A 20,753-nucleotide genomic window follows, 5' to 3' on the forward strand; every position below is an offset into this window, starting at 1 on the left:
TGGAATGGGACAGATCCATTGCGCCTTGGAATGAACTCATTACGCATAACCTGCTGTCGGGCTCGCAGGATATAGATAACTGCTTGTGTCTTGTTCTTTGATTTGACCATCACGAAGCGATGAGTCTTGGAATACAGGTTCGACGTATTTCATCTTATAAGACGCTTTCTCAATTGGTGCTTGGTGTTCCTGAATACGGTCATTTTGCCTGATTAACGTGCTCCAAGGCAACGAAATGGTCGTAGACATCTGTTGCATTTGCGCCGCGGATAAGCGCCGTGCATCATCAATGGTCAATGTTTTTCCATAAGCGTTAGCCTTAAGATAAAGTAAATATTTACCTACGGATAAGCCACGTGCTTCGGCATCTTTTTTACGCTCAACAGTTGTATGGAGCCATTCGATTCCAGAGTTGTTTGCCTGAGTTAACTCTTGTGCCCCAGTATTAAATGTTGTAACCAATCGATGAGCAAATAATGACTGTTGAGGATGACTGACTTGATCTGTCAAGACCGTCGTAATTAACCAGAGTGAACGATTCTTCTTATGTTCCCCACTCCTCAGTGTTGAAAAGAGAGCAGTACTAAATTTCTGGAAGGACATATTCTGGGTCACCGGTAATTCTCTAAGGAGTTGCACACCCTCATCATTTAAAGGTTGCACGGATATAATCTGCATATCTCGATTCACGCTTGCTTCTACACTCGCTTTTAAATCAAAATAGATGTATGCTGCCACCGGTCCTGGTGGTGCATAAGTGCTATGAGAAAGAGGCAGAAAACATAGGATGGACAATCCTAGCGCGATCACCGGTGTCAGAATAGAATGGGGAAAAAGATGAAATTGAACAAGGTGTTTGGGCAAAACAGTCTGTCCAACCGAAAGGTTCACCGAACGTCGCAGTCTAACCGCTCTAAAGTCGCCGTCGTTAGTCAGAACAACTGCGCGCCGTCCCTTTTTAGACACGAGCACACCCTGATTGATCAGTTTCACTCCCCACCTTTCTCAGTCAATGAACCGATTCAAGCTCCGGCTCAATATATGACTTTAATGCACTGAATCCGCCGATATAAATCAACGATAATGCTATTATATACTTTCGATTCCTTTCAATGGTTTTGCGGCTACATGAAACAAATTGCAACAAATCTTTTATCGGTAATTGTTTTTTCTTTTTTAAATAGTTCACCAATTCCGTGTGCTCGACAAGCCGTTTTGCCGAGACTTTAGCATTTTCACGAGCATCCGCATGTTTCGGACAGTGCTTGCTCAGCACGTCAAAAGTAATCCCGTAATCCAGCAAAAGCGTCTGATAGCTCTCAATTTGTTCTAAGCGTTCATTCATGCGGCACTCTTCTTCATAATAGTCTATTGCTGCCTGTTGCTCAATAAAGCTCTCCTCCATGGCATTCTCATCAGTAGGCTTTGTTTGTTCGAGATATATATGACGAACTTGTCTTGATTCTTTGCGAATAAAGTCGATAATTCTACGACGTATAACCATATCTGCAAAAGTCAGAAATTTACTTCCCTGCCCTTTTTGATACTGATTAATGGCTTCGTTAAAAGCAACAAGGCCGATGCTGAATTCATCCATTGTCTGATCAATAAATCGATTGCATACTTTAGAAACAACCTTTTTTATAAAAGGCTGGTAAGATTCAATAATTGAGTTTCTCAGGGTTTCATCACCCTGTTGTACCTGATATATATTCGTTTCAAGCGAAATATTAAACGCTCCGCCTAAAGTAAGCTGGTTTGCGCTCATCAAAATAGTCACCTCTCGCTTTGATCTCTAGAGTTTAGTCATAAGGGAGGACAAAGGGGGCTGATAAGGTCAAAGAAATAAGTTGACGAAAAGAGTCGACAACGATTCCCCCCGGACTTTTGAATATCCATCCATCTTTTCCCTAACATAACATGTCCAAACTACAGGAATAACTATTGTCAAAAACTTTTGTTAATGTCTGATCGTATGAATTTTGTCGAAAACAGGAAAAACCCTTGTCTCTTTTATACCATGGCTTCCTGTCGAATTGAAAGCGACAATCTGGTAACAAAAAGATGACAAGGGTTGTTAAGTTTTATGAGCGAATCATAATATTAAGGAGAAACCAGTTAAACTGGCACGCATTGGTGCAATCTCTCGGATCAGCCGATCAGCTTTTCATAAGCTTCAGCATCAAGAAGATCATCAAATGCCGATTCGTCTACTGAGTCAAGTTCAATCATCCAAGCTTTTTCATAAGGCGATTCATTTACGAATTCGGGTGAATCCTCCAAGTCTTCGTTAACTTCAGTAACCGTACCGCTGACGGGTGCATAGAGTTCGGAAACGGTTTTTACAGATTCAACACTACCAAATGAATCGCCAGCATTGAGTTCTGCACCTATTTCAGGTAGTTCAACAAAGACAATGTCTCCAAGTTCTTTTTGAGCAAATTCTGTAATCCCAATCCGGACTTTCCCGTCCGCTTCTTTCTTAACCCATTCGTGATCTTTGGAATAAAACAATTCTTTAGGTACACTCATTATTCTGCCTCCGTTTTCAGTGATCAGCCATAATTTCAAGTCTTTCAAAGTGGATATGTCCTCTTTATTATAGCGTAAAAAGAGATGGAAAAAACGATTGTTTTTCTCTTATTCGATTACTGATTATTTCCCCATTCCTTTTCAAACAGCGCTTCACTAAACCCAACAGTCGTTTTTTCTCCATCTGAAAGGATCGGCCGTTTAATTAACATGCCATCAGCGGCTAGCCAATCGAGCCAATTCTCTTCCGGTTCAACTTTTTTCTTTTCTTTAATGCCGAGTTCACGATAACGTTTACCGCTTATATTGAAAAATTTGCCGATGGGTTGACCACTCTGCCGGATGAAGCGATGAAGCGCTTCCCGATTCGGTGGATCTAGAGAAATGTTGATTTCATGATAGGCAATCGCGTGATCGTTCAGCCACTTCTTTGCCTTACGACACGTACCACAAGTTGGATAACTGTACATCGTCAGCAAGATCATCCACCCTTTCTTCTTTTTTGCTTAATTAATTATACCTACTCAACCATGATATTCAAAAATCTTTTCATCATATTGACAAATCGTCATGCGTACTTTCAATTTTTTCACAACACAAAGGACATAATAAGAACGAGCACCGCCACCATACAAATATTAGGAGTGTGAACATCACATGAATATGCAGCAACAGAGCGGGCAGTCTCCAATGAATTTTGCACAACCGCCGGCTTTCTTGTCGACCAAGGATTTTGCGTACATTGAAGATATGCTTTCGTGGAATCTTGAAATAATAAAAAAAGCCCATGCCTATGCTTCAATGTGTCAAGATCAAGATGTCATTCAAGCAATGAATCGGACCTGTCAGCTTCACATCCGCCACTATCAGTCAATCCTTAACCACCTTGGCAAGCATGCCCAAGCAACACAAATGGCAGGAGGCGTGATGCAATAATGGAAAAACAGCCGGTTCAATCCATGATGATCCAGAATAAAGAAACCCAAATTCAAAAAACAGTACAAATGAATGATCGTGATTATCTAAATGATGTACTGCTTAGTGAAAAGTATTTGGGTACTTCTTATGTACATGCCCTTCAGGAAGCCAGCCACCAAGAGCTGTACCAAGATATTAAGTCTGTGTTTGATCAAACATCCGAGTATCAACGAGACCTCTATAATCTGATGTTCAACAAGGGCTGGTATAAGTTTGAATCCCAGGATCCTCAAAAGATACAACAGACACAGCAGCAATTCACCCAATACGCACAACAACAATTTCCTAAATAAGCCCCTTTAGCCCTACTTTTGCATCATTCTCAATGGAGAATGGTGCTTTTTATTTTTTATAATAATCGACAAATTAACTGTGCGATTATCTATCGATCCAAAGGTATTATTACGCTAGTCCTGAATGTGCTCTTTTTCGACCGAAGATATCCATTTCCCGGGAAATGGTAACATTTTCGACAATAATAATGGTAGGTGATGCACTATATGATCCTTAATCAAGAGATTTCATCATCTCACATGATCCTCGAACATATCCAGATTTAATATTGTCTATCGCATTTCTATCCCATTAACTGTGCCATCTTTCTAAATCTACGAAACTGGCTCCTTCTTCCACAAATCTGGTAACATCATGTAATTCTATTTTTTACCCCACTACAAACCTCCTAATCCCGAAGATTATGAACCAAGGAGGGAGTTACACAATGAAAAAGAAAGTAATTGGTTTAACACTCGCAGGAATGCTAGCCTTACCACTTGTTTCAGGAGGCCAAGCGCACGCAGCTACTCAGCCACAGGAGAAAACATGCCCACAAGCATTTACGAATTTGCTTAACCCTTGGAAGTTGAAAGATCAGCAACTGCCGGATCTCAATGAATTATTGAGTAAACTTGGTATTTCACTTGATCTTACACAACTTCAGGAACAAATTCAGAACCAAGCAGACGCTCAGACACCAGAGAAAGTAGCAACGCCAACACCTCAAAAGGAACAGACTCCTAAGGCAGAAGCACCTAAGGCAGACGCACCTAAAACAGAAACACCACAGAAAGCAGAGCCTCAGAAATCTGAGCAACCAGCAGCAAATAATAATTCGTCAAATACAGGAAATCAACCTTCATCAAATAGCCAAATGAACGCTTTTGAGCAAAAGGTTGTCGACTTGACGAATCAGGAACGAACGAAAGCTGGACTCAAACCATTGAAAGCAGACAATAGCACACTATCAAAAATGGCACGTGCAAAATCTCAGGATATGAGCGATAAGAACTATTTCGATCATCAGTCTCCGACTTATGGTTCTCCATTTGATATGATGAAACAATTTGGAATTACTTACAGAAGTGCCGGCGAAAATATCGCAGCAGGACAGAAAACTCCTGAGGAAGTTGTGAATGGTTGGATGAATAGCCCTGGCCACCGTGCCAATATACTAAATGCCAGCTATACAACGATCGGCGTCGGCTATGTCCAAGGCGGATCTTACGGCTCCTATTGGACACAGGAATTCATCGGCAACTAATCCTCTTTTCTGAAAAATTGACGATCCCAAAAGAAAACAGCGTCTCACTGTGTTTCACATGTGGACGCTGTTTTTGTTTATTCTCACACTGAACCCCGTTTCGCTCCTTGAATACACTAGTAGCATAATAAGCTTGATCGGAGGTGAACAGAATGAGTGCGCGTCCACTTTATGTCGCGCTCGGTGATTCATTGACCGTCGGGGTTGGTTCTACTCTATTTCAACCGAATTTTGTAAAGCTTTATCAGCAAGCACTTGAAGCATACTGCCAGATGCCGATAATGAAACGTGTTTTTGCGAAGAATGGGGCGACCACAGTTGATCTATTCAGTTATAGTCAACAACCGAATGTTCGTGAAGCCATTCAACATGCTCAATTTATTACATTGACAGGGGGTGGAAATGACTTTCTCCGTGCCGGAAGACATTGGCTAAGAACAGGAGATTTTTCAGCTGTTCGCCTAGCTTCACAGCAAAGTTTATTTTATATTGAACAAATGATTCAACGAATTACTGCCCTTCACTCGGAACAGTCAGCACCATACATGATTCGGATCCTGAACCTATATAACCCGCTCTTCTATATTCCGAATACGAACGAATGGCTTGAAGATTATAACAGACATCTTGAGGAGCTGGAGCAGTATCCTTTCGTTCGCGTTGCAGACATCTATCATGCATTTACTGGCAATGAACCTCAATTGCTCAGTTTTGATCACATCCATCCAAATCCTATCGGTTACCGGATCATGGCTGATGTCACGGCATCCATTGGTTTTGATCCCTTCCTACCAGCATAACTATCGTTAATAGTTAGCGAGTATGAGAAAAACACTGGGGAAAAACTGCCTTCGAATTCGAATGCTCGCTTGTCGCGGGCGCACCGTAAGCCTGATCCAACAGCCAAAAATCTGCGGTTTCGCAGGCACCCGATCCTATAGGTGTCTCGCATCGTTGCTCTATTATTACGTTCTTATTTTTGAACAAGAAACCGGAGCAGCATTTGCTCCGGTCGCTTCTTCTCATGCTCTCCATTTTGGTGGCATGTTTTTTCCCCAATAGATTGTTTTAAGTTCATGATGTTTCTGAAAGCCATCAAATGCCGTATGATAGTGGAAATTAAAGTAGTACCCATCTAGTGGCGGATGATCACGGCGCACATGCAGTTTCAAAATTTCTGATCCTGTCTGCTTGTTATAGACATGCAGAATTCGCTCACCTAAACCTGATGCCGGTGTATGCGTAACAGCCAGTTCTCGAACCCAAGCCGAATCATGAGCGTCACTGACCTCACGTATTGCTTGTGCGAATCCCGGCACAATTTGCTCTGAATATTGATGATTTATTCGCGTCGCAATCCGAGTTCCGAATTTATTCAAACCTTGCTTTTCTGCCTCATTAAATGCGTATCTCGAGAAACGATCAATCAGTTCTGACTTTGAAAGATCAGCAGTTGAAGTACTACTCCATGGAAGCTCCGCTGTCTCGTGGTCGCTCGTATGGTTACCGAAGCCGATTTTTGATTCAGGCGCCTTCGTCTTCTGAACATTTTGCTTATCATTCTGTTTTTCAAGATGATGCGCCGGTAGCGTCGGTATGACCGTACCAAAGGTTAATAGAGCAATACAGGCAACAAAGCTTTTCTTTATCCATTGAGGGACCACAACAACTTACCTCCATTAACAAACTTCATCAACCATAATCATTCGCTGATACTTTTCTTTTCGGACAGTCTCATAAAGAAATCTAGGAAACTATTCCAAGTCTATATCAAAATTACATTACCTTTCAAGATGAACTTTTATTCTGCTTGTTGTGCAAAAAAGTTCCGAACCACTTAAGGAACGGAACTTTTCCAGCAACTTATACATTATCGAAGTTAAAATCTTCGTCAGTTAACGGTTCAATATTCAGAGGAACAACATAGTCGCCTTTCGTCGAGAAAAAGTCATGATTAATCGTGCTCGTGTCGATACCGTTCAAGACAATTTGACTGACCGGTGCATGCTCATACTTATCATCATAGCCCAAATTCTGCAGAGCCCGATTCGCATTATAGTACACATAGTTCATCACGTCTTCAACAAGTCCGATCTTTGTATAGATCTTAGCTGTATATCTTTTCTCAACTTCAATCAACTTGTCAAGAAGTGTTTCCCTTTCGTAATCGGCAGTTTGTCGTTCTTCATCTGTAAGTTCATCACGGTACAAACGCTGTGCGACCATTCCTGTAAAACTTCCGTGGATCGATTCGTCTTGAATGATTTTGCGAATGATCTCACCGCTTGCAATCATGTGACCTTGTCCGGATAAGAATACCGGATAGAAGAAACCACTGTAGAATGAAAAGCTTTCAAGAAATACAGAAGCAACCATCGCCATATAACGCTTGAACGGCGTCACATTTTCGCGTTTGTCATAAAGCTGGTTATACCAGTGCGCGATTAAGCGATACTTTTCCTGAAGTTCGGGTTGCTGATTCACCCACTCACCAAGATAATGTGCGGTCTCTTTTGACGAAATCAATGTCGAAAAAATATGAGAATATGACTTTGCGTGAATATGCTCCATCATGCCCATCCAAGCGAAAACCGCCTGTTCATGCATATTATCATGATGAATCGCAACCAATGGCATGCCGTTATCCCCTTGTTCACGGTCAAGCCCCGTAAGCCCGGATAATACTTCGACATAGGTTGTGCGTTCATCATCGTTCATCTTCGACCAGTCAGCCAAATCTCGTGATACTTTAAAAGCTTCTTCTGTCCAGAACTGGTTAATGTTTTGTTTCCAGTAAACCTTCGCGACCTGATTGTCGCTGCTGTTCCAGTTAATGGCTTTCATCTAAACAATCCATCCTTCATTATCTATGATTATATAAGCTCGATCTATGCTCATCAGACTGAGCAAGCTGTGCATTCTTCAGGCGACAGGAGCTGTGTTCTTGTATAGTAGAGAGATTTCAATCCTTTTTTGTGCGCGTACACATAGAGCCTTGCTAATTGTCTTGTGCTGGTCATGCTGTCCACATAGAGGATCGTTGAAATCCCTTGATCAACATGTTGCTGTATTTCAGCAATCATGTCGATCACGCGAAATTGATTGGTCTGATATGCTGATTTGTAGTACCACATTGTCTGCGGGGACAAGAATGGCATCGGATAGATGGTTTCACTGTTACCATATTTGCGACGTTCAATAATGTTTACAACCGGCATCACTGAACTTGTGGCATTCTGTACGTAACTGATCGATTGCGTTGGCGCAACTGCCAAGCGATAAGCATTATATAAGCCGTATTTCGCTACCTTCTCTTTCAGTGCCGACCATTCTTCCGTCGTCGGGATATGGATCCCTTCGAATAGTGCTGCAACTTTTTCCGTCTTCGGTGCGAAAAATTCTTGTTCATAGTTCGTAAAATATGAGCCATCCGCATAGTCCGATTTTTCAAATCCTTTGAATGTGTTTCCACGGTCTTTAGCAATTAACATTGATTTTTCAATGGAGTAGTAATTCACGAGCGAGAAAAAGGTACGAGCGAAATCACGTGCTTCTGCGGATTCATAAGCAAGCTGATTCTTCGCCAAGTATCCATTGAGATTCATTGCCCCAAGACCTACGGAATGCAATTCACGGTTGGCAAGGCTGACACCAGGTGCATTAGAAATATCGGTCATCTCACTAACCTGAGTCAATGCTTCAATTCCTGCATGTACAGAATCACGAATCTCACCGGTTTCCATCACATTAACAATGTTCAGGGAGCCCAGAATACATGACACATCGCGACGAATTTCATCTGGCTGATTATAGTCGTTAATCGTAGACGTTTCCTGCAACTGGAAAATTTCAGTACAGAGATTGGACATTTTAATATCGCCAAGACGGTGCAACGGATGGTTCTTGTTAGCATTGTCTTTGTAGAAAATATAAGGATAACCGGATTGCATCTGCATTTGAGCAATCAGATTTAAGAACTCACGCGAATCTGCAACTTTCTTTTTCACTGCAGGATTAGCAACAAGCTTGTCGTACATTTCATCCATGTCCATATCATCTAGATGTTTCCCGTATGCCTTATACACCGTATATGGGGCAAACATATAGAATGGTTCGCCTGCTTCCGCGAGTTCAAAGAATTTTCCAGGGACAATCAGACCGATCGAAAGTGTCGAGAGTCGAATATCTTCATCAGCATTTTCCTTTTTCGTATCCAAGAATTCTGGTGCATCCCAATGAAAAATATTTAAATAGGCAGCCCCGGCACCCGGTCTTTGTCCTAATTGATCCGCATAAGAGAATCCAAGCTGCAGTTTACGTGCAACAGGCACAACGCCCTTTGCGACACCTTCAACACCTTTTATGGCTTCGCCGCGCGCACGGATCTTAGAAAGATTCAATGCCACACCGCCACCAATTTTTGAAAGTTGCTGGGAGGTACTCTCTATGTAATTAATCGAGTTCAGTGAATCATCCGATTCAATTAGGAAACAGGAAACCATTTCTCCGCGACGTGCTTTTCCTGCATTCAAAAAAGTCGGCGTTGCCGGCTGATAGCGTTGTTCCATCATCGCACGCATGAAACGGACAGCCAACTCATAATTTCCACGTGCTAAGAACAGTGAAACGATCGAGACACGTTCTGCATAACTCTCAAGATAGTGAGATTTATCATTGGTTTTCATGGCATAATCGCGATAAAATTTACTTACAGCCATATAAGATTTAAATTGGAAATTATAGTCCGCTGCCATACGGTGCACCTGTTCAATTTGTTCGTCTGCATATTCTGCAAAGACGTTATAGTAGTATTGTTCATTGACCAAGTGGTGCAGTCGATCCAAAATACTGTCAAAATGCACCGTCTTTTCTCGAACTTCTTCCATGTAGACATCGATAGCTTCTTTGTCTTTATCTAATCGGTAAAAACCGTCTTCCCCGCGTGTCAGCACCTCATTATTCAATTCAGTGTAAGATTTTGATTTTGTCGCTTCGTTCGGCAAGTGCCTTCACCCTCTCTCGAAATTCAATTACATCATGATCTGTCCCGCCAAGTTCAAACTTATACAAAATAGGCACATGGTACATTGCCGCCACGACATCCGCAGCGTGTGCAAAATTACGTCCCCAGTTCCGGTTTCCGCTCGCTGCGACGGCGACAAGATTCCGTTCATTTCTACTTAAAAAGTCTTTCACTTGATCAGGAGCGTCGCCAAAACCAATCGTGTTCGTGACCAAGACAAAAGGTTCGTCAATTTTTTCGACACTACTGATCGGTTGATGTGCAAGTCCCGTTTTTGCCAAAAACCTTTTGACATTGCCGGTCATTGTTGCGTACAAGATTCGCATTCGACGCCCCTCCTTTCATATTAGTAGTTCCTTCTTTTTATTCACCACAATCACAACATGTTGTTTATGAATAATAAGATACCACAATATATAGTTAAAATTCAAGTGAAATGTTCGTTCATTCTTAGAAACTATCTTTAATAATAAGACATGTTTTCACTTGATTCAACACGAAAAAAATGTATAAAAGGAGAGAAAATCTTCCATAACAAACGAAAAATCGCCAGCTAATAGGAAAATATTCTCTCCAGATGATGTCGATAAATTTTTAAATGGACAAAATTATTCTTCAGAATTGATCAAGTCATCATCGTGATGCCCTTTAATCGGCGTAAACATTCGTTTCTCACGCAATGAATGCTCCCGTCGCATCGTTTGCTGTTCAGCTTGGTCGGCAAGATATTCCTGCACATTAAATGGTGTCTTCCCTCGGCGATCTTGCTTCTCATAACGATGATCATTTCCCAGTACACGCGTTTTTACATTATCCTTCATCATCATGTTAAATAAATCAATAATCGTGGTTTTAATCGCCTCGTCTTCAATAGGAAACATCAATTCTACACGCCGATTAATATTTCTAGGCATTAAATCAGCGCTTGCAAGGAAGACTTGTGTTTCCCCGCCGTTTCCGAAAAGATAGATTCGGCTATGTTCCAAATATCTGCCGACGATCGAATGTACGTCAATATGATCACTAATTCCCGGAATCCCTGTTCTTAGACAGCATATTCCCCGCACAATCAACTGAATCGAAACCCCGGCAGCAGAAGCCCGGTACAATGCTTTAATGATTTCTTCATCGCTCAGTGCGTTCATCTTCGCACGAATGAAGGCAGGCCGTCCAGCCTGGGCATTTTTTATTTCCGTCTCAATCAGATCTAGAAGCGTACTGCGCAACCATAGTGGTGCCATAACGAGTTTGTGGAAATACGGTGGTTCCGAATAGCCTGAAAGCATGTTAAACACATTCGATGCATCGACCCCCATTTGCTCATTGCAAGTTAGGAGTCCCATATCTGTATAAAAACGAGCGGTAATATCATTGTAGTTACCTGTTCCAAAATGCATATAGCGCTTGATTCCATCGGTTTCTCTGCGTACTACAAGCGCCATCTTACAGTGCGTCTTCAATCCAACAAGTCCATAAATAACATGACAACCGGTTTTCTCCAACTTTTGCGCCCAGTTAATGTTGTTTTCCTCATCAAATCTGGCCTTAAGTTCGACAAGAACAGTAACCTGTTTTCCATTTTCCGCCGCCTTTTCCAAATAACGAATAATTGGTGAATTTCCGGAAACTCGGTAGAGCGTCATTTTAATGGCCAAGACTTGAGGATCCCTTGAGGCTTGACGAATCAATTCAATCACCGGATCAAACGATTCATAAGGATGATGCAGGAAGATATCATTAGCCCGAATCGCATCGAAAATGGAATGTTCCAGTAGTTCATAGTGAACAAATGGTCGGTGCGAGGGGTATACCAGTTCACCTGGTTCATTTATCTGACTCGCTAGTTTGGATAAGAAAGTAAGATCGATCGGACCATTAACGCGATAGACATTGTCAGCACTCACAGAAAGCCGTTCAAACAGTTTGGATACTAAGCGGTCACTAATACCAGCCTCAACGTCTAGATGAATGACACTGCCCCGCTCACGCAGCCTGAGTTGTTTCTCAATCTCCTTAAGCAAGTCCTCAGTGTCTTCCTCGTCCACTTCAAGATCCATATCACGCATCACACGATAACATGAGGCTTCGTCGAGTTCATAACCAACAAATAACTGGTTCAAATGCTTCCTGATAATGTTCTCAAGCAGAATGAAACTTGTATGTCCCTCTCGGTCCGGCAACTTAACAACGCGCGGCAACACATTGGGCACTTGTACAGTCACAAACTCTCGATGAGCCGTTTTACTGTGCTTCTTATGAATAAATGCGGCGATGTTAATACTCTTATTTAGAATAAGCGGAAAAGGACGAGAAGAATCGACCGCCAGAGGCGTAAGTACCGGATAAACCTCACGAGTAAAATAATGCTCGATAAAATCAAGTTGTTTCTGAGACAATTCGCCAATATCAAGAATATGAATATGCTGCTCATTCAATAGCTTCTTTAGCATTCGATTATACGTTGTATATTGCTGGTTAATCATCTGGTGCGCAGCTTCGCTGATCGCCGAAAGCTGCTGATCAGGCTTCAAACCGGATGGATCCGGTTTGTCATAACCGACTTTCACCATGTCAATTAAAGACGCCACACGAACCATAAAGAACTCATCCAGGTTACTCGCAGTGATCGCTAGAAATTTCACCCGTTCCAATAGCGGATTATCCTTGTCTCTTGCCTCTTCCAGCACACGATCATTAAAAAGCAACCAGCTAAGTTCACGATTGCTGAAATACTCCTTACGATCAAACTTGTCCATGCGCATCCACCTATCCTCTTAAAATCGGTTTCAAACCAAATACTTCTTCAAAATATGCCGCTTTATCTCTAAATGTCTGCTTCTCAAGTGAAAGATCATCATCTGAATGTGCAGTAATCGTCACCTGTTCGTTTCTTAACGAAACTGCTATTTTCTCAATCTTTTGCTGACGACTGTCATCAAGCGCATCAGCGATACGCAGGATCGATGCAAGCTTTGCTGCAGTTAATCGATCTTTTACCGGCAATTTTTGAAAAGCAGATGAGTTATTTGAAGGCGTTTCAGCACTATGATAACGCGCGATATTGGCAACAATGTCCCGTTCATGCTCAGATATACCGATGATTTCTGAAGCTTGAATGATGTAATAGGAATGCACATAATGTGTGTTCATATCAATGTAACTTCCTGTGTCCTGAAGGATCGCAGCCAATTGAAGAAGGAGCCTGTCCCGCCGATCCAGTCCGTGCAGTCGTTTAAGTCGATCAAACAGATGGAGTGCAAAAAGCTCAACACTGTGAATATGCGTTTCATCGCAGTTATAACGTGCAGCGATATTTCGTGCCGACACAATGATATCCTCTATAAATGAGTGATTCAAAATATTTTTATGCATAAGATACATCTCATGAACAAGAATACCGTCGGCTAAATCCGCATCGGATAGAAGAATACTCTGAGCACCAGTGATCTCCAATGTCTTCTTCAAGATCATTGCAGATGGTAATAATTGGGTAGCAGAATCATAGGGCACACGATACTTTTTTGCCAACACTTGAGGTGGGATGGTTAAAATATGTTGATACAATTCCGCAAATCTTTTTCTGCTGATTGTGTCATTCTTTTTTTCCATAAACGTTTGTTTAAATGCGAGCAAGTCTGTACCGACAAGAACAAAATTTTCAATAGTAACCTCTTTCGGAGCGAATTGGTGATAGCCGTCAATTTTACTCCGAATATAATCCTCCATAATTTCCACAAAGTCACCGGTTTTGCTCTCCAAGTCACCTAATAATTCTCGGATACGGAGCGGACCGAGCTTTATATTGCGTGAGAATATAAAATGACCCTTATTATAAACTGTAAGTTGCATACTGCCTGAACCAATATCAATCAGCATGGTTCCTTTCCGGATCAAATGACTAAATTTATTGGTATTATAGGCTACTGCTTGATTATGAAGAAAACGCTCTTCAGCGTTTGCAAGCCATTCGACATGAAGACCGGTTTTGATACGAATCTGTTCTTTGACATATTCTGCATTTCTAGCCTCTAAAACCGAACTTGCCGCTACTGCTCGATAGCTTGTCACTCCATAATCATCCATAATCTGAACAAATCCACCTAACTGATGGCATGCTTGATCTACTGTTTGAAACGCAATCATCTGATGGTTATAGATATCCGCACCGATAAGTACATCCGCCTTTACATATTCAAGAATCGACATCTCAGTTAGATCAGCGATCTTTAGTACAATTGTTTGCAAGCCAACCGTAATCGATGCGAACAGTTTATGTTTTGCCACCGTCCTCACCCCCACAACCTAGGTCTCTCTTTTCTCATTTCAAGCACTTCATTCTTATTATAAAGTAATTTTAATCATGTATGAGAAAGCAGTTCTAATCTTTACAAATATTTTACCAAATTTTATTGGCCCGTAGCGGCATCTCGCATCTTCGCTGCATTTGAAACAAAAATTTATAGACCTTCGTATCAAAAAAAAAAAGAGCCGAATAACATCGGCTCTTCCTCGTAGTTTTCTCGTTATTCATGCACGAGTGACTTTTTTTTGTCCAAGTACAGATCGACTGCGGCTGCAGCCTTGCGACCTTCTTCGATTGCCCAGACAATCAAGCTTGCCCCGCGACGCGCATCTCCTGCTGCAAAGACACCTTCTTGGCTCGTCTGATAGCTCGTTGTATCGGCATCAATGACACGACCAGATGAATCTCTGTTAATCTCAAAGTCATCAAAGACTTTATCTTCAGCACCTTGAAATCCGATGGCAATGAGTACAAGATCTGCTTTCCAGTTTTTCTTGACCGATGCGTCATCATTATCCTGCTTAAAGGAGCCGGTGATGAGCTCAGTAACATGACCTTCTGCATCACTAAGAAATTTTTGTGTTTCCACATAATATTCACGCGGATCCTTGCCAAGTACCTCTTCTGCTTCTTCATAGGCATAGTCAACCGAGAAAACATTCGGATGCTCCGGCCACGGATTATTGTTCGTACGATGTTCCGGTAACTTGCCATGTTTACCAAACTGGACAACACTCTTGCAGCCTTGGCGAATCGCCGTTGCGACACAATCTTCGCCAGTGTCCCCACCGCCAATGACAATGACATTCTTGTCTTTGGCATCATAGTCCGCTTTGAGCGCTTCTCCATAGAGCAAGTGACGGTTGCTCGCTGTAAGGTATTCCATTGCCGGTGAAATGCCCTTCAGTCCTCTTCCTTCAATCGCTACATCACGGTGTTTTCCTGCACCGGTACAAAGGATCACCGCATCAAATGAATCTTTCAATGACTGAACGCTGACGGTTTTTCCGACATCGACATTCGTTTTAAAAATAATACCTTCTTCTTCGAGCAAATGGATTCGCCGGTCCACAATATCTTTTTCAATCTTCATGCTTGGAATGCCATACATGAGTAATCCGCCTGGTCGATCAGAACGCTCAAAAACCGTGACGCGATGACCAATTTTATTCAATTGATCCGCACAAGCAAGACCCGCAGGACCTGAACCGATCACCGCGATCTTTTTCCCGGTCCGTCGTTTCGGTGGTTTTGGAACGACCCATCCCTCATCAAAAGCACGGTCGATAATTGCCCGCTCAATTGACTTTATAGAGACCGGACTGCTAACAAATCCTGCCGTACAAGACCCTTCACATGGTGCCGGACATGCTTTTGATGTAAATTCCGGAAAATTATTCGTTTTCGCTAGCCGTTCGTACGCTTCTTTCCATTGACCATGGTAGACGAGATCGTTCCATTCGGGTATGAGATTATGAATCGGACATCCGGTTGTTCCTCGATTTATCGTAGTACCAATTTGGCAATACGGAATACCACAATCCATACAGCGTGCCGCTTGTTCCTTTGCATCGCTTTCTACGAGAGGAATTTTATACTCGTTCCAATCCAAGACCCGTTCAGTCGGTTTGCGTTCGCTTTGACTTTTTTTCTCTATATTCAGGAAACCCATTAATTGTCCCATTGTATCAACTTCATCCTTTCAAAATTAATCCGAATCATGACTTTGGATCTTGAATTTAAACCGGAAGATAAGTAGAGTTACGGACGCTCAACTTTCCTTGTTTTTTTAGATAAAACGCCTGTTCCTTCGCTTGTTCTCCGTTCAATCCCTGTGCTTCAAATTGCTCAATTTTCTCGAGCATCGCTTCATAATCACGTGGGATAATCTTGATGATTCGTTGAATGGATGTTTCCCAGTTCATGAGCAGTTGTTCAGCTTTTGGACTGCCCGTATGCTCAAAATGATTCTTAATTAATTGGTGAACCTGATCCTGTTCCTGCTTATCAGTCAATGGTTCAATATTAACCAGTTCCTTATTAATATAATGAATCATTTGATCCGGTTGCTCATCCGGCAAAATGTACGCGGTTCCGCCCGACATACCAGCAGCAAAATTACGGCCAACAGATCCAAGGACAACGACGCGGCCTCCTGTCATATATTCGCAGCCATTTTCACCTACACCTTCGACAACGGCTGTAGCACCACTATTACGGACGCAAAAACGTCCACCAGCAGTACCACGAATATACGCCTCTCCGCTCGTCGCTCCAAATAGGCCAACATTTCCCATCATTGCCTGAGGATCTGTGCTCATATCATCCAAGTCTTCTGACTTAATGATCACTTTACCACCGGACAAGCCCTTACCCACATAATCATTGGCATCGCCGGTCAAGATCATCGTCACGCCTTTTGGAATGAATGACGCAAAGCTCTGCCCTGCACTTCCGGTAAAGGATAAAGTAATTGTATCTTCTGGAAGTCCTTTTCCTTCTGTTGATCGTGAGATGAAATAGCCCAGTGTAGACCCAACAGTACGATCTGAATTCTTTAATTTATAGACAAGATGAACTGGCTTCTTATTCTCAATAGTTGGTAAACATGTTGCAACAAGATTTCGTTCATCGAAGCGTCGTTCTACGTGATGTTCCTGAGCACGAGCAAAATAACGTTTGGAAACATCGCTCTCTGCTTGGTAAAGCAGATCGGAAAGATCCAACGTACGTGCTTTCCAGTGACTATGCACAGACTTTTTTATTCTCAATAGATGTGCCTGGCCAACAACCTCATTAAGGGAACGGTAACCGAGTTTCGCCAACTGTTCACGAATATCTTCAGCAATGAAGGTCATGAAGTTAACAATATGGTCCGGACTCCCCATGAAGTTCTTACGCAATTCAGGATTTTGCGTTGCAATACCTACAGGACATGAGTCCAAATGACAAGCGCGCATCATGAGACAGCCAAGTACAACAAGCGGAGCCGTAGCAAAACCGAATTCTTCGGCACCAAGGCACGCTGCAATGAGCACATCACGGCCGGTCATTAATTTACCATCGGTTTCAAGACGGACACGATCTCGCAATCCATTCATCATTAAGGTTTGATGCGCTTCTGCTAAGCCAATTTCCCAAGGCAATCCTGCATGTTTGATACTCGTCTTTGATGCAGCCCCAGTGCCACCATCGTGACCACTGATTAAGATCACATCTGCTTTGCCTTTGGCAACACCGGCAGCAATCGTACCAACACCGCCTTTAGCAACGAGCTTAACGCTAATTCTTGCCTTCGGATTACTGGACTTAAGGTCATAAATTAATTGTGCTAAATCTTCAATTGAATAAATATCATGGTGTGGTGGCGGCGAAATTAGTGCAACTCCAGTGGTTGCATGACGTGTTTTTGCAATCCAAGGATACACTTTTCCTGCAGGTAATTGCCCACCTTCACCCGGTTTCGCACCTTGAGCCATCTTAATTTGCAGTTCATCTGCTTCAGATAAATAATAGCTCGTCACACCAAATCGTCCTGATGCAACCTGTTTAATGGAGCTTCGACGCCATGTGCCATCTGCCTCACGTGTAAAGCGTTCAGCATCTTCTCCACCTTCACCACTATTACTTTTTCCTCCGATCCGGTTCATCGCAATCGCCATCGCTTCATGTGCTTCCTTACTAATTGAACCGTAGGACATTGCACCGGTCTTAAAGCGTTTCAAAATGCTTTCAACGGGTTCAACATCGTCCAGAGGGATAGGTTTCCGATCTTTCTCGAAAGTTAGCAAGCTTCGAATCGTTGAAAATGGTGCATGATCTACCATTTCAGCATAGTCTTTATAGAGTTTGTAATCGTTATTTCGAGCAGCCTGTTGGAGCGTGTGCACAATAAGCGGTTCAATTTTATGCTGTTCGCCGCCTTGTCTCCATTGCATAGTACTTCCAGCATCAAGAGGTTTCATACTGCCTTGATGATATTCCTCAGTCGCCTTTTTATGTCGTAGAATTGTTTCCGTTTCGATTTCGTCTAAACCAATTCCACCAATTTGCGATACGGTTCCTTCAAAATATTTATCAATGAGTCGATTGGATAAGCCTAGAGCTTCAAAGGTTTGTGCCCCTCGATAACTTTGGATCGACGATATGCCGACTTTTGACATAATTTTAACGATCCCAGCGACCAAAGCCTTGATGTAATTTTGTTCTGCTTTTTCTTCATCGATTGTCAGATGATCTGCGTTAACGAGCGCTTGCACAGTTTCAAGAGCTAAGTATGGATGAACAGCATCCGCACCGTACCCAAGTAATGCCGCTACTTGATGACTGTCTCTCGGTTCACCCGAATCGACAATCAAACTGATTTGAGGACGAGTTCCCTGCTTAATCAAATGATGATGAAGTGCACTCACTGCGAGTAGTGATGGGATGGACAAACTATTTTCATCAACTCCGCGATCAGAGAGAATGATCAGCGATGCCCCATCGTGGATAACTTCATCAACATGAAGAATCAATTGATCAACAGCACTTGAAAGGCCAAATTCCCCTTCCTTTGCCGGATATGTTGTTCCGATAATCCGCGTCTTCAACTTTTGGTGGTGGAGATCTTGGAATGCTTTACGATCAAGCACCGGGTGTTTCAAGCGAATTTGCGATGTTACGTGCTTGCTTGGATCGAGCAAGCTAATCTGAGGCCCAAGCCAAGTGATCTTAGACATAACCCGAGCTTCTCGAATCGCATCGATCGGCGGATTGGTAACCTGTGAAAACCATTGCTTAAAATAATCAAAGAGAAGTTGCGATTTATTCGATAACACCGCGAGCGGCGTGTCGTTCCCCATTGATCCAGTTGGTTCTTTTCCCTGTTCAGCCATCGGTTGAATGGCTTTTGTTACATCTTCGTACGTATAACCGAAAACTTTCTGTTGAAACAATCGTCGTTCATCAGAGTGGAGATCACCGTTTCCATGATTTCGGTTAAGCTTTATTACGGATTGATTGAGCAAGTCTTGATAGTCAATTGAAGTGCAAATCTCTTTCTTCAATTCATCACTGGGTACAATCTTTCCTTTTTCCGTATCAATGAGCAAGAGTTGCCCTGGCTTTAAATGACAGCGCTGTTTGATATCTTCTGCCTTGAGATCTGCAACGCCAACTTCAGATGAAAAGACAACTTTATCATCATTTGTAATGTAATAACGTGCAGGGCGGAGACCATTACGATCAAGAATCGCCCCAATTTGCTTACCGTTGCAGAATCCGAGAGCCATCGGTCCGTCCCACGGTTCCATAACACGACTATGGAATTCATAAAAATTCCGCAAATAGTCAGGAAGATCACTGTCACCTTCCCAAGGTTCCGGTACCATCATCATGACAGCGTGAGGAAGTGAGAAACCATGATAAGTCAAAAATTCAAGAACGTTATCGAAGATCGCTGAATCGCTGCCTTCCGGATCAATAATCTGTGGGAGTTTTCCTCCGTTAAGATGTTTCGCTTTTGCCGTAAACCAGCTCATATTTCCACGGATCGTGTTAATTTCTCCGTTGTGTACAATCATCCGGTTTGGATGTGCACGTTCCCAGCTTGGGAATGTATTAGTACTATAACGAGAATGCACTAATGCAACAGCTGAAACAAACCGTTCATCCTGCAAATCCGTATAAAATGCTGACACTTCTTTTGCACGGAGCATGCCTTTATAGACCATCGTTTGACTCGAAAGACTAGCAACATACAGTTCATCTTTAAGTTTCGCTTCAATTGCTTTTCTCAGTAAATACAATTTGGAATCCAGTTCCTGACCGGAATCCTGATTCGCTGTACCGATGAACATTTGATACATGTACGGCGCTTTACTGCGTGCCAGACGGCTGATCTCATTCTCATCAATCGGCACATCACGTTCACCATATATTCTTAAATTACGCGCAGCGATGCACGCTTTTATTTTTCCAATCGCAACAAGTCGGCTTGAACGATCCTGAGGCATGAAAAACATGCCGACGCCGTAGTGTCCGGCAGGAGGCAATTCAAAATTGCAAACTTCCTGAAAGAAACGATCAGGAATCTGTACCAAAATACCGGCACCGTCTCCAGTTTTCCCATCGGCAGCTTTCCCAGCTCTATGGTCAAGCCTTGCCAACATTTCCAGTGCTGTTCTAACTATCTCATTGGATGCGCGTCCTTTAATGTCCGCGTATAACCCAATCCCGCATGCATCATGCTCAAATTCCGGGCGATACAAGCCTTCTGGTCTCTCTCTCGTCTGACCCTTGGTCTTCATAAACCTCATCCTTCCTTCTGGTTGCAATCACGCATCACTTATGTGTGATTTTTCTGAAAATGTACTTTTTATCTCTCTTTAGGTCAA

At 42.5% G+C, this 20,753-nt stretch carries 16 protein-coding genes; 4 read left to right on the plus strand and 12 right to left on the minus strand.

Annotation, left to right across the window (positions count from 1 at the left end):
• Positions 1-39: 39 nt before the first annotated feature.
• The 4 genes from NIE32_RS08020 to NIE32_RS08035 form a co-directional block, all read right to left on the minus strand.
• On the minus strand, positions 40-993 hold the full coding sequence (locus tag NIE32_RS08020; RefSeq protein WP_253054629.1) for an anti-sigma factor domain-containing protein: 954 nt from the start codon (positions 991-993) through the stop codon (positions 40-42).
• Between the two features lie 16 nt (positions 994-1,009).
• Positions 1,010-1,768 carry an RNA polymerase sigma-I factor gene (gene sigI / locus NIE32_RS08025; protein WP_253054631.1) on the minus strand — a complete coding sequence of 253 codons (759 nt, stop codon included), beginning with the start codon at positions 1,766-1,768 and terminating at the stop codon, positions 1,010-1,012.
• A gap of 383 nt (positions 1,769-2,151) precedes the next feature.
• A complete protein-coding gene (gene gcvH, locus NIE32_RS08030) occupies positions 2,152-2,532 on the minus strand; it encodes a glycine cleavage system protein GcvH (protein ID WP_253054633.1) in 381 nt (126 codons plus the stop codon).
• A 116-nt stretch (positions 2,533-2,648) separates the two neighbouring features.
• The gene (locus NIE32_RS08035; protein WP_253054808.1) at positions 2,649-3,014 is read right to left on the minus strand and encodes a Spx/MgsR family RNA polymerase-binding regulatory protein; all 366 of its coding nucleotides are present in this window, start codon (positions 3,012-3,014) and stop codon (positions 2,649-2,651) included.
• Positions 3,015-3,189: 175 nt separating this feature from the next.
• Between NIE32_RS08035 and NIE32_RS08040 the strand changes: the two genes are divergently transcribed.
• The 4 genes from NIE32_RS08040 to NIE32_RS08055 all read left to right on the plus strand — a co-directional run bounded on the left by NIE32_RS08040 (position 3,190) and on the right by NIE32_RS08055 (position 5,850).
• Positions 3,190-3,468 (plus strand): hypothetical protein, encoded by a 279-nt coding sequence (locus NIE32_RS08040; protein WP_253054635.1) that lies wholly within the window; start codon positions 3,190-3,192, stop codon positions 3,466-3,468.
• Positions 3,468-3,803 carry a spore coat protein gene (locus tag NIE32_RS08045; RefSeq protein WP_253054637.1) on the plus strand — a complete coding sequence of 112 codons (336 nt, stop codon included), beginning with the start codon at positions 3,468-3,470 and terminating at the stop codon, positions 3,801-3,803. The genes NIE32_RS08040 and NIE32_RS08045 overlap by 1 nt, the downstream gene beginning before the upstream one ends.
• A 428-nt stretch (positions 3,804-4,231) precedes the next feature.
• The gene (locus NIE32_RS08050) at positions 4,232-5,050 is read left to right on the plus strand and encodes a CAP domain-containing protein (protein ID WP_253054639.1); all 819 of its coding nucleotides are present in this window, start codon (positions 4,232-4,234) and stop codon (positions 5,048-5,050) included.
• Positions 5,051-5,202: 152 nt separating this feature from the next.
• Positions 5,203-5,850: a GDSL-type esterase/lipase family protein gene (locus NIE32_RS08055; RefSeq protein ID WP_253054641.1), complete on the plus strand. Its 648-nt coding sequence runs from the start codon at positions 5,203-5,205 to the stop codon at positions 5,848-5,850.
• Between the two features lie 222 nt (positions 5,851-6,072).
• Here the strand turns inward: NIE32_RS08055 and NIE32_RS14355 are convergent, their stop codons facing one another.
• The 8 genes from NIE32_RS14355 to gltB form a co-directional block, all read right to left on the minus strand.
• Positions 6,073-6,714: a YpjP family protein gene (locus NIE32_RS14355; RefSeq protein ID WP_253054642.1), complete on the minus strand. Its 642-nt coding sequence runs from the start codon at positions 6,712-6,714 to the stop codon at positions 6,073-6,075.
• Positions 6,715-6,913: 199 nt separating this feature from the next.
• Complete coding sequence (gene nrdF / locus NIE32_RS08065; RefSeq protein ID WP_253054644.1) at positions 6,914-7,894, minus strand: class 1b ribonucleoside-diphosphate reductase subunit beta; 981 nt, start codon at positions 7,892-7,894, stop codon at positions 6,914-6,916.
• A gap of 53 nt (positions 7,895-7,947) precedes the next feature.
• Positions 7,948-10,053, minus strand: coding sequence for a class 1b ribonucleoside-diphosphate reductase subunit alpha (gene nrdE / locus NIE32_RS08070; RefSeq protein ID WP_253054646.1), 2,106 nt, complete (start codon positions 10,051-10,053; stop codon positions 7,948-7,950).
• Complete coding sequence (gene nrdI / locus NIE32_RS08075; protein WP_253054648.1) at positions 10,016-10,399, minus strand: class Ib ribonucleoside-diphosphate reductase assembly flavoprotein NrdI; 384 nt, start codon at positions 10,397-10,399, stop codon at positions 10,016-10,018. The genes nrdE and nrdI overlap by 38 nt, the downstream gene beginning before the upstream one ends.
• A 282-nt stretch (positions 10,400-10,681) precedes the next feature.
• Positions 10,682-12,829 carry an RNA degradosome polyphosphate kinase gene (locus tag NIE32_RS08080; RefSeq protein ID WP_253054650.1) on the minus strand — a complete coding sequence of 716 codons (2,148 nt, stop codon included), beginning with the start codon at positions 12,827-12,829 and terminating at the stop codon, positions 10,682-10,684.
• 10 nt (positions 12,830-12,839) lie between these two features.
• A complete protein-coding gene (locus NIE32_RS08085; protein WP_253054652.1) occupies positions 12,840-14,357 on the minus strand; it encodes a Ppx/GppA phosphatase family protein in 1,518 nt (505 codons plus the stop codon).
• Between the two features lie 239 nt (positions 14,358-14,596).
• The gene (locus NIE32_RS08090) at positions 14,597-16,060 is read right to left on the minus strand and encodes a glutamate synthase subunit beta (protein WP_253054654.1); all 1,464 of its coding nucleotides are present in this window, start codon (positions 16,058-16,060) and stop codon (positions 14,597-14,599) included.
• 55 nt (positions 16,061-16,115) lie between these two features.
• Entirely contained in the window at positions 16,116-20,666 is a 4,551-nt protein-coding gene (gltB, locus tag NIE32_RS08095) for a glutamate synthase large subunit (protein WP_253054656.1), read from the minus strand.
• Positions 20,667-20,753 lie beyond the last annotated feature (87 nt).

Source organism: Sporolactobacillus kofuensis (genome assembly GCF_024125425.1).
Taxonomy (GTDB): Bacteria; Bacillota; Bacilli; order Bacillales; family Sporolactobacillaceae; genus Sporolactobacillus; species Sporolactobacillus kofuensis.

Coding starts and splice junctions, on each gene's coding strand:
- nrdF (WP_253054644.1), bottom strand. CDS start 7,894: ATGAAAGCCATTAACTGGAACAGCAGCGACAATCAGGTCGCGAAGGTT.
- gltB (WP_253054656.1), bottom strand. CDS start 20,666: ATGAAGACCAAGGGTCAGACGAGAGAGAGACCAGAAGGCTTGTATCGC.
- NIE32_RS08055 (WP_253054641.1), top strand. CDS start 5,203: ATGAGTGCGCGTCCACTTTATGTCGCGCTCGGTGATTCATTGACCGTC.
- NIE32_RS08040 (WP_253054635.1), top strand. CDS start 3,190: ATGAATATGCAGCAACAGAGCGGGCAGTCTCCAATGAATTTTGCACAA.
- NIE32_RS08090 (WP_253054654.1), bottom strand. CDS start 16,060: ATGGGACAATTAATGGGTTTCCTGAATATAGAGAAAAAAAGTCAAAGC.
- nrdI (WP_253054648.1), bottom strand. CDS start 10,399: ATGCGAATCTTGTACGCAACAATGACCGGCAATGTCAAAAGGTTTTTG.
- NIE32_RS08080 (WP_253054650.1), bottom strand. CDS start 12,829: ATGGACAAGTTTGATCGTAAGGAGTATTTCAGCAATCGTGAACTTAGC.
- sigI (WP_253054631.1), bottom strand. CDS start 1,768: ATGAGCGCAAACCAGCTTACTTTAGGCGGAGCGTTTAATATTTCGCTT.
- gcvH (WP_253054633.1), bottom strand. CDS start 2,532: ATGAGTGTACCTAAAGAATTGTTTTATTCCAAAGATCACGAATGGGTT.
- NIE32_RS08045 (WP_253054637.1), top strand. CDS start 3,468: ATGGAAAAACAGCCGGTTCAATCCATGATGATCCAGAATAAAGAAACC.
- NIE32_RS08050 (WP_253054639.1), top strand. CDS start 4,232: ATGAAAAAGAAAGTAATTGGTTTAACACTCGCAGGAATGCTAGCCTTA.